This is a genomic window from Sutcliffiella halmapala (genome assembly GCF_002019665.1).
Classification (GTDB): Bacteria; Bacillota; Bacilli; order Bacillales; family Bacillaceae_I; genus Sutcliffiella_A; species Sutcliffiella_A halmapala.
Genome location: NZ_KV917375.1, coordinates 1,053,584 through 1,069,435, shown reverse-complemented (window position 1 = coordinate 1,069,435; position 15,852 = coordinate 1,053,584). Strand labels below are relative to the sequence as shown.

General features: G+C 39.1%; 13 protein-coding genes. 3 read left to right on the top strand and 10 right to left on the bottom strand.

Annotated elements, in window-relative coordinates; translation table 11 throughout:
- Positions 1-171: 171 nt before the first annotated feature.
- From BK580_RS05100 to BK580_RS05055, 10 genes are all read right to left on the bottom strand, one after another.
- Positions 172-1,056 (bottom strand): metal ABC transporter permease, encoded by an 885-nt coding sequence (locus BK580_RS05100; RefSeq protein ID WP_078379291.1) that lies wholly within the window; start codon positions 1,054-1,056, stop codon positions 172-174.
- Positions 1,053-2,411, bottom strand: coding sequence for a metal ABC transporter permease (locus BK580_RS05095; RefSeq protein WP_078379290.1), 1,359 nt, complete (start codon positions 2,409-2,411; stop codon positions 1,053-1,055). The genes BK580_RS05100 and BK580_RS05095 overlap by 4 nt, the downstream gene beginning before the upstream one ends.
- Before the next feature lie 10 nt (positions 2,412-2,421).
- A complete protein-coding gene (locus BK580_RS05090) occupies positions 2,422-3,168 on the bottom strand; it encodes a metal ABC transporter ATP-binding protein (RefSeq protein ID WP_078379289.1) in 747 nt (248 codons plus the stop codon).
- A gap of 109 nt (positions 3,169-3,277) precedes the next feature.
- Complete coding sequence (locus BK580_RS05085) at positions 3,278-4,213, bottom strand: metal ABC transporter solute-binding protein, Zn/Mn family (protein WP_328589038.1); 936 nt, start codon at positions 4,211-4,213, stop codon at positions 3,278-3,280.
- A gap of 381 nt (positions 4,214-4,594) precedes the next feature.
- Positions 4,595-5,701 carry an o-succinylbenzoate synthase gene (menC, locus tag BK580_RS05080; protein WP_078379288.1) on the bottom strand — a complete coding sequence of 369 codons (1,107 nt, stop codon included), beginning with the start codon at positions 5,699-5,701 and terminating at the stop codon, positions 4,595-4,597.
- The gene (locus BK580_RS05075) at positions 5,698-7,194 is read right to left on the bottom strand and encodes an o-succinylbenzoate--CoA ligase (RefSeq protein WP_078379287.1); all 1,497 of its coding nucleotides are present in this window, start codon (positions 7,192-7,194) and stop codon (positions 5,698-5,700) included. Before BK580_RS05075 ends, menC begins: the two co-directional genes overlap by 4 nt.
- 278 nt (positions 7,195-7,472) lie before the next feature.
- Positions 7,473-8,294 (bottom strand): 1,4-dihydroxy-2-naphthoyl-CoA synthase, encoded by an 822-nt coding sequence (menB, locus tag BK580_RS05070; protein ID WP_078379286.1) that lies wholly within the window; start codon positions 8,292-8,294, stop codon positions 7,473-7,475.
- Between the two features lie 21 nt (positions 8,295-8,315).
- Positions 8,316-9,128: a 2-succinyl-6-hydroxy-2,4-cyclohexadiene-1-carboxylate synthase gene (gene menH, locus BK580_RS05065; RefSeq protein WP_235863994.1), complete on the bottom strand. Its 813-nt coding sequence runs from the start codon at positions 9,126-9,128 to the stop codon at positions 8,316-8,318.
- Positions 9,125-10,882 carry a 2-succinyl-5-enolpyruvyl-6-hydroxy-3-cyclohexene-1-carboxylic-acid synthase gene (gene menD / locus BK580_RS05060; protein ID WP_078379284.1) on the bottom strand — a complete coding sequence of 586 codons (1,758 nt, stop codon included), beginning with the start codon at positions 10,880-10,882 and terminating at the stop codon, positions 9,125-9,127. Before menD ends, menH begins: the two co-directional genes overlap by 4 nt.
- On the bottom strand, positions 10,882-12,273 hold the full coding sequence (locus BK580_RS05055; protein ID WP_078379283.1) for an isochorismate synthase: 1,392 nt from the start codon (positions 12,271-12,273) through the stop codon (positions 10,882-10,884). The genes menD and BK580_RS05055 overlap by 1 nt, the downstream gene beginning before the upstream one ends.
- Before the next feature lie 415 nt (positions 12,274-12,688).
- On the opposite strand from BK580_RS05055, the gene BK580_RS05050 reads away from it, so the two are divergent.
- The 3 genes from BK580_RS05050 to BK580_RS05040 all read left to right on the top strand — a co-directional run bounded on the left by BK580_RS05050 (position 12,689) and on the right by BK580_RS05040 (position 15,839).
- Entirely contained in the window at positions 12,689-13,627 is a 939-nt protein-coding gene (locus BK580_RS05050) for a 1,4-dihydroxy-2-naphthoate polyprenyltransferase (protein ID WP_078379282.1), read from the top strand.
- 126 nt (positions 13,628-13,753) lie between these two features.
- Positions 13,754-14,500, top strand: a complete 747-nt coding sequence (locus BK580_RS05045; RefSeq protein ID WP_078379281.1) for a TraR/DksA C4-type zinc finger protein — start codon at positions 13,754-13,756, stop codon at positions 14,498-14,500.
- A 610-nt stretch (positions 14,501-15,110) separates the two neighbouring features.
- A complete protein-coding gene (locus tag BK580_RS05040; protein ID WP_078379280.1) occupies positions 15,111-15,839 on the top strand; it encodes a lipase family protein in 729 nt (242 codons plus the stop codon).
- Positions 15,840-15,852 lie beyond the last annotated feature (13 nt).

The window sequence follows — 15,852 nt, the reverse complement described above, 5'->3', positions numbered from 1 at the left end:
GGCTCACACTTTCGGTGGACTATGGAGTATTTCTACTCCTAGTCCACTTTCTGATTGTATTAAAACTCCTAGCTGATTTTGACTTGATGTTGATAGAAGCAAAAATCAACAGGGAATTTAACAGGTATCCTATAAATAAAAAAAGACCCCCATATTCGGAGGTCACTCAAATCAAACTGAACTTTTCGCCAATGATCTTCTAAAAATCCACTTCATCACAATTCCATGCTTCGGAGACAAGAAAAATGTAAGAGTAAATAACACTCCCGCCATCGTAGCCATCGAACCCGAAATAGAAACATTAAAGAGATAAGCTAAATAATATCCAAGTACAGCAGATGCTACACCTATCACTGCACTAAGCACCAGCATCACACTTAATTTATCTGTTAATAAATAAGCACTTGCTCCAGGCGCAATAAGCATAGCAACAACTAAGATAGCTCCAACACTATCGAATGAGGCAACGGTTGTAATAGACAACATCCCCATTAACAAATAATGCATAAATAATACTGGAATTCCAATTGCTGCAGCCATTTCTGGATCAAAGGCACATATCTTTAACTCCTTGTAAAAGAAAACGATTAATCCAATATTTATGACAAGTACAGCACCAAGCATCCAGACTGCTCTCGGTCCTAAATCCATGCCAGCAATCACCAGCGTATCCCATGGGACAAAAGCTATCTCTCCCATTAATGCATGGTCAACATCTAAATGAATTCTCCCTGCATACATAGATACAAGGATAACCCCTAAAGCAAATAATGAAGTAAAAACAACACCGATTGCTGCATCAGATTGTACGCCTGATGAGTGTAATAACTGTACAAAAAAGGCCGTTAACAATCCAACAATAAGGGCACCGACAAACATATAAACCCCTTCTAAACTACTCGATACTAAATAGGCACCGACAATACCTAGTAATACGGTATGACTAATCGCATCTGCCAACATTGCCATTTTTCTCAAAATAAGGAAACAACCTGTAATCCCACACGTAATTCCGACTAATGATCCGGTTAAAATAATCCATGCTTCATAACTCATAGATTCCCTGCACTCCTTTTCATAATGGAATGAGGGCCCATTTGTTTCATTTGCTTCTTCGCCTCATATAACGGAAGGGCCATTGGCATTCTTCCAAAATCATTTAATAAGGACTGTAATTCATCTAATACTTCTTTTGGTCCTTCTAATAGATCCATACTTCCTTCTCTCCAATTTGCTACAGGAAACTTACTTTCAAACATTAAGTACATATCTAAAAGGCGGTTTTTCAACACTATATCATGAGAAAGCTGTAATCCCTTTTCAGTTAAACTTATTTGTTTATCTTCATTAATTTGGATGATCTCCCTTTGTCTCAAATCCTTCACAACTCGCTGAATGGTGAGCACATTGGTTGGTCGAAGTGCCAAAACAGTTTCTAAAGAATAATTACCCATTGTTTTGCCTTCTGTCTGTTGTAAGGAATTCTCAGAAAGCTCATATAATGATGAAAGAATATTTTCGCTTGTTATTTGTTTTTTCACTTTTAATTGTTTAATGGCTTTTTGAACTAACCCTTTCTTTGTACCAAAAAATAGAGAAAAGAGGAACAAAATCGTTACTGCCATGATGATAAGCGGTCCTGTTGGCATTCCTCTAGATATGGTACTTAGGAGAGTACCAATTACTCCCGAAAGCCCACCAACAAAACCAGCTAGCACTACCATGTGATCTAACCTTTCCGTCCAGTATCTAGCTGTTATTGCAGGAGTAATCAGCATGGCAGCCATTAATATAACACCAACTGCTTGAAGTCCAATCACAACTGCTCCAACAATCAAAGTCATAAGGAGTCCGTTTAACCATTTAATCGGTAATCCTATCCCTTGGGCAAATTGGGGATCAAATGTAATCAATTTGAATTCTTTAAATAAAAGGAAAGTTATAAAAACCAGGATAAAGGCGATAATACTAATAATTTGAACATCTACACCTACAATTGCTGCCGCCTGCCCGAAAATAAAGGAATCTAAGCCAGCTTGGTTCCCTTTACCATGATGCTGAACATAGGTTAAGAGAACGATTCCCACTCCAAAAAAGACGGATAACACGAGCCCTATTGCCGTATCCTCTTTTATTCTGGAATGCTTGATAATAGCCTGGATACAATAAGTCCCTATTAGACCAGAAATAGCAGCGCCAATTAAAAACCAAGACATTGATTTTGCACCGTATAATAAAAATGCGATACATATTCCAGGTAATGCAGCATGTGCCATGGCATCTCCTAATAGACTTTGCTTTCTTAGAAGTGCAAAACTACCAAGCACGCCACTAGCCATACCTAACAATATTGTTCCTATTAGTACCCATTGCACATTTGGATCCCTTAGCATATATAGTAACGTGTCCATCCTGTCACTCCTACTGTTCTACGATTGCCTGACTTTGATCTAAAAAAGCTAGACGACCGCCATAAGTTTTTTGTAAGTTTTCCATCGTGAAAACTTCTTCTGTAGGTCCAATCGCTATTTTTCTTAAATTGATCAGTAATACCCAATCGAAATATTCTTTTACTGTCTGTAAATCATGATGCACAACCAATACCGTTTTCCCTTGGGCTTTTAGTTCATCGAGAATCGTAATAATTGCCTTTTCCGTTGCTGCATCCACTCCAACGAATGGTTCATCCATAAAATAAATACTAGCATCCTGAGCTAGTGCTCTCGCTAAAAAGACCCTTTGTTGTTGCCCACCAGATAGCTGGCTAATTTGCCTTGTAGCATATTCTCTCATACCCACTTTATCTAAACAGTCATATGCAAATTCAATATCCTTTTTGTTTGGTCTTTTGATCCACCCTATATGTCCGTATCTTCCCATTAAGACTACATCTAAAGCATTTGTTGGGAAGTCCCAATCTACAGAACCACGCTGGGGTACATAACCGATTAATTTCCTTTGTGATTTATAAGGTTTTCCATAAATAGAAATGGTTCCAGATGCTTTTGGAATTAACTCTAAAGCAGCTTTGATAAGCGTTGATTTACCAGCACCATTTGGTCCAATGATACCGATGAGTTTCCCCTCTGGAACAGTAAAGCTTATTTCTTTTAAGACGGGTTTTCGATGATAAGCTACTGTTAGATTTTCTATCTTTACTGGTTCCATAAATAGTCACCTTACCTTTTTATTTTGGCTACCCTGAAAATAGCTAGGTATTTGTTGAACGTCACAGGTAGTTAAAATCAACTATAAGTTTTAATTTTTAATAAAGTCTTTATTTTAACGCTTCAACGATTGTGTCAATATTATGTTTGAACATGCCTAGATATGTGCCAGTTTCTGTCCCGGCTTCTCCCATTGCGTCGGAGTATAATTCTCCACCGATTACAACGGTATGCCCTCTGCTTTCCGCACCTTTCACTACCGCATTAATGGAATCTTCGGAAATACTACTTTCCACGAAAACTGCTTTAATATTTCTCTCTACTAACAAATCGATTATTTCTTGCACATCTCTTAAACCGAATTCCGCATCAGTACTAAGTCCTTGTAAACCAGTAACTTCCATTCCATATGCAGCTCCAAAGTACTTAAACGCATCATGAGCCGTTACTAATACTCTACTTTCTTCAGGAATGGAGGCTATTTTTTCTTTCGCATATGCATCTAATTCTTTCAATTCTACCATATATTTTGCTGCATTTTCTTTATAAAAGTCTGCATTTTCTTCATCATACTTCACTAATGATTCAGTAACAGCTTCAACGGAGTGGATCCATAAATTAATATCAAACCAAACATGCGGATCCATTTTGTTTGCATCTGTTTCATCCACTAATAATAAATCAGTTGGGATCATTTCTCCCACCGCAACGGTCATCTTATCATTGGCCATTTTGTTAAGGATTTCTCCCATTCTTCCCTCAAGTCTCAACCCATTATAAAAAATAATATCTGCCTTATTTAGCTTGCTAATATCTCCTTGTGAAGCTTGATAAAGATGGGGGTCAATTCCTGGTCCCATAAGAGATTCAACTTTCACCTTATCTCCACCAACATTTGAAACAATATCACCGATTTGAGCAATCGTAGTTGTTACATTAATTGTTTCTTTCTCATTTTCATCGCTTCCAGTTGCAGAAGAACATGCCGACAGTCCTAAAGCAATTGCACTTACAAGTAATAGTTTTAATAAAATCTTTTTCATCATTCATTCTCTCCCTCGTGAATATTGTACTTAGCAATAAATGTTGCTCTTGTGCAAGTTTTATGTTAAAAATTAACACACTTCACTGAGTTCAAATCCAATTTATGCAGACTCTAGTGAAAATGTGCCATTTATCTTGAACATATACATTAATTTAACCTATGACTTAAAAAGTTGCCCTAATACAAAATTTAAACCCAAAGCAAACTTTTGTCAAGCAAAGTTTTTTGAAAACTATTTTAATTAAACCGTTTTTGGTGCCTGGCCCTCGCAGGAATTCCTACTTTACGTTACTGACTGGAACATTAATAGCCCCCGCTGAGTTGCGGGGGCTATTGTTGTAAGAAAGCTAGCATAGAACGGTTTACTACGTACCTATCTTTCTTATGCTTCGTATATTTTAATGCGTTTACTTATTTCTTTCACATATGGCTCATTCACTGAGAAACCAATTCCCGGGAAGGTCGGTACATCTATTTTCCCATGCCTTACTACGACCTCAGGTTCAACAACATCCTTTTTCCAATACCTAGAAGATGCCGATATATCTCCAGGAATAGAGAAGTTAGGTAGGGTAGCCAATGCGATATTAAATGCCCGGGATATCCCAGTCTCAAGCATCCCACCGCACCATACCGGCACATTATGCTGCTGGCATAAGTCATGAATTCGAATTGCGTTCGTCAAACCACCTACACGTCCAATTTTGATGTTAATCACCTGACAGCTTCCAATTTTAAGCGCATTTTCTGCGTCTTGATAGGAAACTATACTTTCGTCCAAACAAATTGGAGTCGATAATTTTTTTTGGAGTTGTGCATGCTCCACAATATCATCTGCTGCTAATGGTTGTTCTATCATTAATAAATCAAACTGATCTAACCTCTGTAATCTCTCTACATCATCCAACTTATAGGCAGAATTCGCATCTGCCATTAAAGCTAGCTTAGGAAACACTTCCCGTATTGCTTTAATCATTTCATAGTCATTTTCAGGATCAATCTTCACTTTCACACGTTCATAACCTTCTTTTAACCGGACAGCAATAGTTGCTAACATATTACTTGGCGTATCTACACTAACAACAACACCTGCTGGAACCTTTTTGCTAATACCACCGATATAATCAGCTAACGGCTTGTTCTCTTTCTTTGCAAAGAGATCCCAAGCTGCCATTTCAATACCTGCCTTTGCCATTGGATTCCCTTTCCAGACTGTTAAGGCTTCGTATAGCGTACTAGGGTGGTCCCACTCTCCTTCTATAATAGACGGAATAAAAAACTCTTCTAACATGTGCCAAGCCGTCCCAATGGTTTCTTCGGTGTACCATGGTGAGGAAAAAGCCACTACCTCACCCCAGCCACTGTAACCTTCCACATCTGTTATTTTCAACAAAATACTTTCCCGCTCTGTTACTGTACCTAAATGAGTCCGAAACGGTTGTACAAGTCTCATGGACGTGTGAAACATCTCTATCTTTTTTATTTTCATTTCGTAGGACCCCTAACGTCCAACTCAACTGGTAGTAATTCCACGAGCTTTCTCCGTAATAGTTTATTCGCAGCATTTCTTGGCAGGCTATCCACCAAAATAATTCTCTTTGGCACCTTGTAGCCAGCTAGTCTTTGAGAGACAAATTGAAGAACCTCTTCTTCCATCACTTTACTTTGCCCTTTAACTACAAAAGCGATGGGCACCTGACCCCATTTTACCTCGTCCACTCCAGTCACACCTACATCCTTTATTCCTGGATGTGCAAGAAGAACAGACTCTATTTCTGCTGGGTACACGTTTTCTCCACCAGAAATGATTAAATCACTTCTACGATCTAATACAAATAAAAAACCATCTTCATCTAAAAAACCAATATCACCAGTATGAAACCAGCCATCTTTCATTGCTTTATTAGTTGCTCCTACATTTTGAAAATAACCTGGGGTCACATTTGGACCTTTCACCACTATTTCACCAGCATGCCCTGCTGCCGCTTCCTTTCCCTCATCCATTATCTTAAGCTGACAAGGAAACAAAGCCTTTCCTGCACTTCCTATTTTCGTCAGTGCTGCTTCGGGTGAAAGGGTAACAATTTGAGAACAAGTCTCTGTCATCCCATAAGTCTGAAATACCGGAATCTCCTTCTTTTCACATTCTTCAAGCATCGGTAAAGGAACAGGTCCTCCACCTACGAGCATACAACGAAATGTTGAAGGATACTTCTTTTCTCCTAACTCATCTAAAAGAGTACGGAGCATTGTACTCACTACCGATACAATCGTAACACCCTTATCTCTTATATCCAGATTGACCTTTTGGCCATCGAATCTTTCATGCAATATCACTCTCATCCCATATATGACACCGCGCATCAAAATCGATAAACCACTAATATGAAAAAGCGGAACAGCTGCTAACCAAGCATCATTCTCGTGCAATCCAAGGTTTAACGCAGAGCCAGTCGCACTCCAAAAGTGATTACCATACGTTTGTTTGACACCTTTTGGATGACCGGTTGTTCCACTTGTGTACATAATGGTATCCACGGAGTCTAAGTCAAACTCTTCTTGAATTACTACTGCCCCTTCACTTGACTGCTTTACTTTCTTTATCGACAGGATATTTTCCTGATGTATAAGTAAATAATCATTTAAATGAGCTATTCTCTCTTCATCTGTTATAAGGAATCTCGTTCCTGCGTCTTCCATTTGAAAGGCTAGTTCCTGTGAAGTTAATCTCAAATTATGTAATACTGTAATTGCTCCAATATGCTTTAATGCAAAAATAACTTCCACTAGCTCGATACTATTTTTCATGAAAATAGATATGATATCGCCTTTTTTCACACCAAGAAAGGCAAGCTTTCCTGCGATTATCGTAGCTTGATTATGTAAGTCAGCGAATGTTACCTTCTCTTCTTCTATTTCATATGCGATTCGATTTGGAGTAAGGCTCGCTCTTTTTACTAAGAAATTTGGAACAGTAACCATTTAATCCACCTCCTATTTCACGACAATAGAAAAAGGCTATGTTAAACACCGCTGTTGATTTCCGCACGAGGCTTCGCTTATCCAGAGGGCGCTTGTGGAGCCTCCTCGGCTTTTGCCTGCGGGGGTCTCCACAAAACGCTACCTCCCGCAGGAGGCTTCGCCTCGTGCTCCAATCAACAGCTTGGTACCTAAAAATCAACACTGTACTTGAACAGAGCCTAGAAAAAAGAAGAGCAACCCAAAAGCACACTGCTTTTAGATTGCCCTCATCATCAATATTAAGGGAAGCGAGGGAATTGACCAAAATCTGGCTTTCTTTTCTCCTTGAATGCGTCACGGCCTTCTTTCGCTTCATCAGTTGTATAGTATAGTAATGTTGCATCGCCAGCGAACTGCTGAATTCCAGCTAATCCGTCCGTATCAGCATTAAATGCTGCTTTTAAGAAACGCAGTGCAGTAGGGCTGTTTTCCAGCATTTCCTCACACCATTGTACTGTTTCATCTTCTAGTTTCTCTAAAGGTACTACTGTGTTCACAAGACCCATATCCAAGGCTTGTTGAGCGTCATATTGACGGCATAAGTACCAAATTTCACGAGCTTTTTTATGCCCAACGATACGAGCTAAGTAACCTGATCCATATCCTGCATCAAAGCTACCAACTTTAGGACCTGTTTGACCAAAACGCGCATTATCTGCTGCAATTGTTAAATCACAGACGATATGAAGAACATGTCCTCCACCAATTGCGTACCCTGCTACCATCGCGACTACCGGCTTTGGAGTTACACGGATTAAACGTTGTAAATCCAATACGTTTAATCGCGGAATCTCATCTTCTCCTACATATCCACCATGTCCACGAACCTTTTGATCTCCACCAGAGCAGAATGCTTTTTCACCAGCACCTGTTAAAATAATAACACCGACATTTGCGTCATCACGTGCATACGCAAATGCTTCAATTAATTCCATCACTGTTTTTGGACGGAACGCATTATGTACCTCTGGACGATTGATTGTAATCTTGGCAATCCCATTATATGTTTCATATAAAATATCTTCATATTGTTTAGGGCCTGCTATCCACTCTCTTGCCATGTCTTTTTCCTCCCTACTTTGTCAATTCGACAAAAACTCACTTACTATTTTACCAAACTTTCTTGGTTGTTCCACATGAATTGCATGTCCTGCTCCACTTATTTTAACAAATTCTGCGTTTTTCATGTGTTTAGTCATTTCCTGAGCAATTTGGACAAATTTTTCATCCAATTCACCTGCGAGCAAGAGTGTCTTTGCCTCCAAAGTTTTTAACCTATCCCAATTGGAAGGTTGTGCACCTGTTCCTAAACCAAGTAAACTATTTACTAATCCTATGGGAGAATTCTTCATTCTCTGCTCATAAATCATTTGTTGCTTCTCTTTAGGCAAATACCGTTGCGTTTCAAACAATGGAATAGCTGACCAATAGTCAACAAAGGCTTGAACACCCTCATGCCTAATTCTTTCTGCCAAAAGAGTATCAGCTTTCACTCTTTCCTGCTGCTCATTTGTTAATTTAATCCCTGGAGATGCACTTTCAAGCACGAGTTTTTCCATGTATTCAGGGTAAGCAGCAGCAAAGGATAACCCAACACGGCCACCCATGGAATAACCAATAATAGAAAGCTTCTTTATCATTAACTTATCCAAAATTGTTTTTACATCTCTAATTGTATGTTCCATTGAATACCGGATACTAGAGCTAGGAATAGAACTCTTCCCATGTCCTAGAAAATCCAAAAAAATAAATGTGAAATTCCCATAGTCCTCGAACATTGAAATTGCATCATGGAAATTCTCTCCTATACCTGTGAACCCATGAAGCAATAAAACCTTTTTTGGCCCATCTCCACATGTCCTAACATAATAGGAAACACCATTTACTTCCATCATAATTCCCTTTCATATGACAAGTTCATTTCCTGGGAAACAGCATTCCACAATTTACGATGAGTTTGCTCATTTTCCTTACGATTTGTCGGAACTTCTATAACATTCAATCCCTTGTTAGACAGAGATGCGACAAGTTCTGACTTAAACTCCTTCCATGTTTGCACAATGGAATAGTTTCCATCATAAAGCTTAACAGCATGTTCAAAATCCATGTCCATCGGGGTACCAAATAGTGCTTCAAAGTGCTGCTCTATCTTTGATTGTGGAAGAAAAGAGAAAATCCCTCCACCATTATTGTTAATCAACACAATGGTTATATTCAATTTCAATAGCTTTGCGGCTAGCAAACCGTTCATATCATGATAAAATGAAAGATCCCCAATCACTAGCACTGTATGCTCGTACACATTGCTAGCTGCTAGCGCTGTTGAAACAACACCATCTATTCCATTTGCACCACGATTTGCTAAGACTTTTATCTCTTTACTATTTGTGAAGAAAAAGGTATCCACATCTCTAATAGGCATGCTGTTTCCTACAAAAATTGCTGCTCCATCTGGTAAAAGTTGTTGGAGTTCTCGTATAACCTGACCTTCAAATAATTGTTCTTCATTTCCATGAGAAAGTAGAATTTGCTTTGTCCTTTCATTCAGCGATTTTAACTGTTTGAACCACTCATTCGATTTTCTTGGTTTTACATACTGAAGTACTTTTTTACAAAAATGAGATTCTTCACAATGAACCATGTAGCTTGCTTGTAGTGTCGGGTCACGCCAACCACCGTCTGCATCGACCACGATTTGAGTAGCAGTTGTTGCTTTACTTATGTATTGCATAAGAAATTTAGAAACAGGCATTGCTCCAAAACGAATGATAACATCTGGTACAAAGCCTTCTTTTACAGAATCTGCTCTTAAAAAAGCATCGTATCCTTCCATTACATAAGCCTTATTATGCATCCCTGTCCGCAATCCAGATAATGGATCTGCAAATATCGGAAATTGTAGTGCTTCAGCTAACATCGTCACACTATCGGAAAAATCTGATTCACCTGTCATTTCTCCGCACACAATTACTCCATTTCTACATTCAGCTAAAAGCTTAGCAAAGAATTCCGCACGTTCCTCGGAAATAGAATAGCTTCCGATACTAACTTCTACAACGGATCCACTAGCTTCTTTATACTTCGTCCACAGCTGTTCTGCTTCTAGATTAGGGACAAGTGGATCTCTCAATGGAAAATTCATATGAACGGGGCCACTAGGTGCACTTAAAGAGGTGCCTATTGCTCTAGCAGCCATGGTTCTCGAATATTGGATCATAGCCTGATCATCGATAGGCAAAGACATTTCAACAAACCATTTTACATAGTTTCCATACATTTTTATTTGATCAATCGCTTGTGGAGCTCCAACATCACGAAGTTCATGAGGTCGGTCTGCAGTCAGGACAATTAACGGAATTCGAGATTGATACGCCTCTACAATAGCTGGATAATAGTTGGTTGCTGCTGTACCTGAAGTACAAAGAAGTGCCACTGGTTTTCCAGTTGTCTTTGCTAATCCAAGCGCATAAAAAGAAGCAGAGCGCTCATCTATTAAAACTGTAATCTTTAGATTGGGATGCTCTGCCATTAAAATAGCAATAGGGGTAGATCTAGAACCCGGGCTAATCACTACATCTGTCATTCCACTTTTTACAAGCTCGTCTACAAAAGCTGCAAGATAATACGTCATGTCGTTTGAAGCTTTCATTATTTCTGGATGCCCCCTAATGCTGATAACATTGGTCTAAATTTTATTTGTGTTTCCTTATATTCACTTTCTGGATCAGAATCGCCGACAATTCCGCATCCAGCAAATAAAGAGGCCTCATTTCCTTGTAATAACCCGGAACGAATCGCAACAATAAACTCTCCGTCATTTTGCCAATCCATCCACCCAAGGGGACCAGCATACCAACCACGGTCTAGCTTCTCCACTTCTCTGATTGTTTCCATGGAAATTTCTTTCGGATAACCTCCCAGTGCAGGAGTAGGATGTAATAGTTTGACTAAATCCGCCAAACTAATCTCCTCTTGAATCTTAGCCGTTACTGGTGTATGAAGATGTTGAATATGCTTCATCTTATATAAATTTGGCTCTCTCGGTGTGCAAACATCCCGACAGACTTTTTGTAAAGAGCTCTTGATCATCTGAACCACTAGTTCGTGCTCATGAATATTTTTATTGTCCGATAAAAGGCTTTCTCCAAATGCTTCATCTTCCTTTGGAGTGGATCCTCGAGCAATAGATCCAGCTAAACACATGGATTGGACTTCTCTCCCGTCCTTTTTCACCAATTGTTCTGGAGTCGCACCTAAAAAACAATCAGCTCCTCTTTCCACTGTGAAGAGGTAACTATTTGATTGCTCCTCTAAAAGATTTTCTAATACAGCTCCTACATTAATGACATCATGAAATAGAACTCTGAGCTCCCTAGCAAGGACAACCTTATCCATCGCTCCATTAGAGATCCGACTTGTCACCGTGTTAATGGAATCCTTCCAGTCTAACGGATCCATTTCTAAACATTTTAAAACAGATGGTGTACGAGCATGCTTAATAGAAGAGCCGCTTAAAAGCTCTTCTTTTATATTCATAAGCTCATGCAGATGACTTTCCTTGCAATCACTTAAATAGTTAATTGTCACATATGTTGAATCATTAATATTTGTTAGCATAATCGTTGGAAGAATAAACAATGCATCTGCAAAGTTGCTCCAGAGCTTAGTTTTTTCCTTATTAGGATCAAAAGAAAAGCCACCATAAATAATAGGTCCAACTTCCTTTGATTCTTCGTTCCTTACAGCCTGTTCCATTAACCGCTTCCATTGATTTTCAATATGATGAAATCTGTTTTCGTCACCTAAAGCAGTAAATTCCTTCGTTATTCCAGCCCCAACCATCACGTGGCTTTTTGTAGGATTTGACCAGAAAAATCGTTGTCCTGGATAATAATTTTCACTGCTTTGAAAAAAATGAAGGGGATTTAGCTGCTCCACCTTTTGTGTATAACTAATAAGTACCGGTTGATTTATGGAAATAGCTCTTTCTTTTGCTTCCTCCCATAAATTCACTATATGATGAAATGGCATTGTAATCATGTAAGACTCCCCCCGAGGCCTTGTTACCGCAAGACTTTTGTCTCTCGAATAGCTTCCTTTAAGATACACCTCAAAACCTTTTAATGTCAACAAAATGAACCCTATTCTTTCTTCTTTCTTTATAAGTAGAAGCAGCTCGCTCAGCTCCGACAAGCATAAGGCAGATTTTCGCAGGAGGATGAACTGTTCCTACGAAAGAAAGATGGCTTATGTCTCAAAAAGCTAGACCGTTAATTCTACTGGAAAAAGTTATACTGACCTTTATAGTGAAAAAGCGTTGACACTCTTTGTCCCTTTACATAAACTTATACTGTATTTATAATATATCATTTCTGCTTCTCATTTATGAAACGCATGGTAAATACGTCCCAACCTTGTATCAAAAATATCAACGTAAAAAGATGGAGGGGTTTAGATGCAACCTCAGACAATAGAAACTCAACAACATTTCCAAACACCTACTGAAAAACGCTGGAAAGTTTGGTGGAATTTACTACGCCCTCACACGTTAACTGCAGCGTTTGTCCCGGTATTTATTGGTACATCACTAGCACTGTACGATACAGTTATTGATTGGCCATTATTTTTTGCAATGCTTATTGCAAGCCTATTAATTCAAGCTGCGACCAATATGGTGAATGAATATTACGACTATAAAAAGGGCCTGGATAATGAAAACTCAGTTGGAATTGGTGGAGCCATTGTACGAGAAGGTGTTAGCCCACAAACTGTTATCCGATTAGCCTTTATACTCTTTGGCATTGCCACCCTATTAGGTATATATATTTGCATGAATAGCACATGGTGGTTGGCTGCTATTGGTACGGCATGTATGGCCGCTGGTTACTTTTATACGGGCGGACCTTACCCAATTGCCTATACCCCTTTTGGTGAAATTGTAGCAGGATTCTTCATGGGCTTTGTGATTATTTTAATATCATTTTATATTCAAACCGGTATGATTACTTCTGTTAGCATGCTAATTTCCATTCCCATTTCTATTTTAGTTGGCGCGATTTTGCTTGCCAATAATATTCGTGATTTAGATGGTGATAAAGAAAACGGGCGGAAAACAGTGGCCATCTTGGTGGGAAGAAAAAATGCCATTCTTTTATTAGCTGCCATGTTTATTGGCTCTTACGCCCTTATCGTACTCTTTATCTCTTTAGGGTACGCATCAATTTGGTCATTATTAGTGTTTTTATCTGTCATCAAGCCATTAACTGCTATTAAAGGCTTTAGAAGCAATAAAAGCAACGTAAGTATGATGCCTGCAATGAAAGCAACAGCTCAAACGAATACAATCTTTGGCTTTTTACTCGGTATTGGGATTGTACTTGGTTATTTTATATAAGTGAAAGAGGTCAACACTTTGCTAAAGTGTTGACCTCTTTTTTTACACTACTCACTAATTGGAAATCATGTTTTTTCGTGGGAAGTTCATAATACAAATAGGCAGGATTTATGAAAGGAGTATGTTATGGTATCCCATGAAAAAATAACTCAACTGAAACAACAATTAGAGCAATCAAAAAAAGAATTAGAGGCACATTTAGCACAGAATGATCATTATCAATTAGAACAAGAGCATCCCTATGAAACAGTTAGTGAACTTTCTGCATATGACAATCACCCGGCAGATTTAGGCACCGAGTTATACGAACGAGAAAAAGATATTGCATTAAATGAACATACAGAAAAAGAGGTACATGATATCGAGCATGCGCTTGCAGCAATGGAAAAAGGAACATATGGAAAATGTGAAGTATGTGGAGAAGAGATAAATGTTGAACGATTAGAGGCGCTCCCAACCACTACCTATTGCAAGGAACATAGCCCTGATCAATTTGTCTCTCATGATCGACCTGTCGAAGAAGAGGTTTTAGCACCACCATACGGCAGATTTGAATACGATGAGTCAGAAGGTGTAGCTTTTGATGCAGAAGATACATGGCAAATCGTTCAAAGCTATGGGACGTCTGAGTCTCCTTCTGACTTTGCCGATGATATTGAGCACTACAATCGAACCTATGTAGAAAGCGCAGAAAACGAAGGGTACGTAGAGGATTATGAAAACTTTATCGGAACTGATATGTATGGCCAACACATACAGGTTTATCCTTCTGCAAAACATGAAGAATACGAAGCTGCTTTAGATGAAGAAGGTATTATGACTACTTTTGGTGATTTGCCTGGGTATGAGAAGCATCCTTATACTGAGGAATAAGGGTACAGACTTTATTTTAAAGAATACCCTGAAAATAAGGGTTAACTGTCAAACTCCCTTTCGATTTCCGTTCCGGGTGTTCGCTTTCCGCGGGCGGTCCGGGAGCCTCCTCGTCGCTGTCGCTCCTGCGGGGTCTCCCCGAAACACGCTTCTCCCGCAGGAGTCTCACACCCTGCACTCCAATCTACAGGGGAATCGGATAAAAATTAAGGTTAACAGTCTAAAGCCTTCTATTTTCATTACTCATGGTGCAAACTTCTTTGCATTGGTGTCTACCTGAAAATATAAGGTGACCTCTTTGAGCACCCTATTGATTTCCGTTCCAGGCGGCAGCGAGCGATCGCTGGTGTGGTCTCACACCTTGCACTTCGATCACAGGACGGGCGGGACGAACATAGCTAATTTAAAATGATGGTATCTATTTTCTCTATAGGTACCATCTTTTTTGTGTGTTTTCCATTAATTTTTCACTTCTTTTTTGCCAAATGGTTTTAGGAGGATTTTTTCTACTTCTTATACTGCAAACAAAAATTGACACCTAATCAGGGATACAACAATACATTATCATAGACCGTTATCACGATTTTTGTTAAAGTGAGGGATATGATCGATGTATACCCGAGATATTTTGTCAAAGGACTGGGCCATTTTTCTTGCAGAATGCTGTCAGTTAGCCTACGATCAGTTTCTTCAAAATGGAATTTTTTCTGTACCATATGGCTTTGAGCTTATAAAAGAATTCAAAGGGAAATCCTTCCATAGCATTGAATGGTTTGGGTTTATTTTAGAATCAGAAGATGCCATAGTTGTTTCCTTTAGAGGAACTCAGACAGATCCGAATTGGATTTCCGATGCGGAGATCTTTCAAGAGCCGTTTCCTTATTGCTCTTCAAGTCCGCTCGTTCACACAGGTTTCTTATCTATCTATGAGTCATTAAGAAATGAAGTATTAGATGGCTTAGTGCAACTAGACAGGGATAAAATACTTTTTATTACAGGGCATAGCTTGGGTGGAGGAATCGCTGCGCTCCATGCACTCGATTGTGCGTTGAATTCCGAGTTTTCTTCCATCTACATGTACAGCTATGCAGCGCCTCGAGTAGGCGATGAATCCTTCGCTAATATCTATGATCTACACGTTCCCGCTTCCATTCGCTTTGTAAACCTAGCTGATGTGGTACCACTCATTCCACCCACCAAAGTAACTGGTCCTATTAGCAAAAAGACATGGCATTATAAACATACCTCCACTGCCTCTCATTTTTTACTAAGAAAAGGATCAATTGTGAAGAACCATAGCATTGAGACGTATATAGAAGCAATGAAAACAAAGTTATAGTTTACCGTAGAAA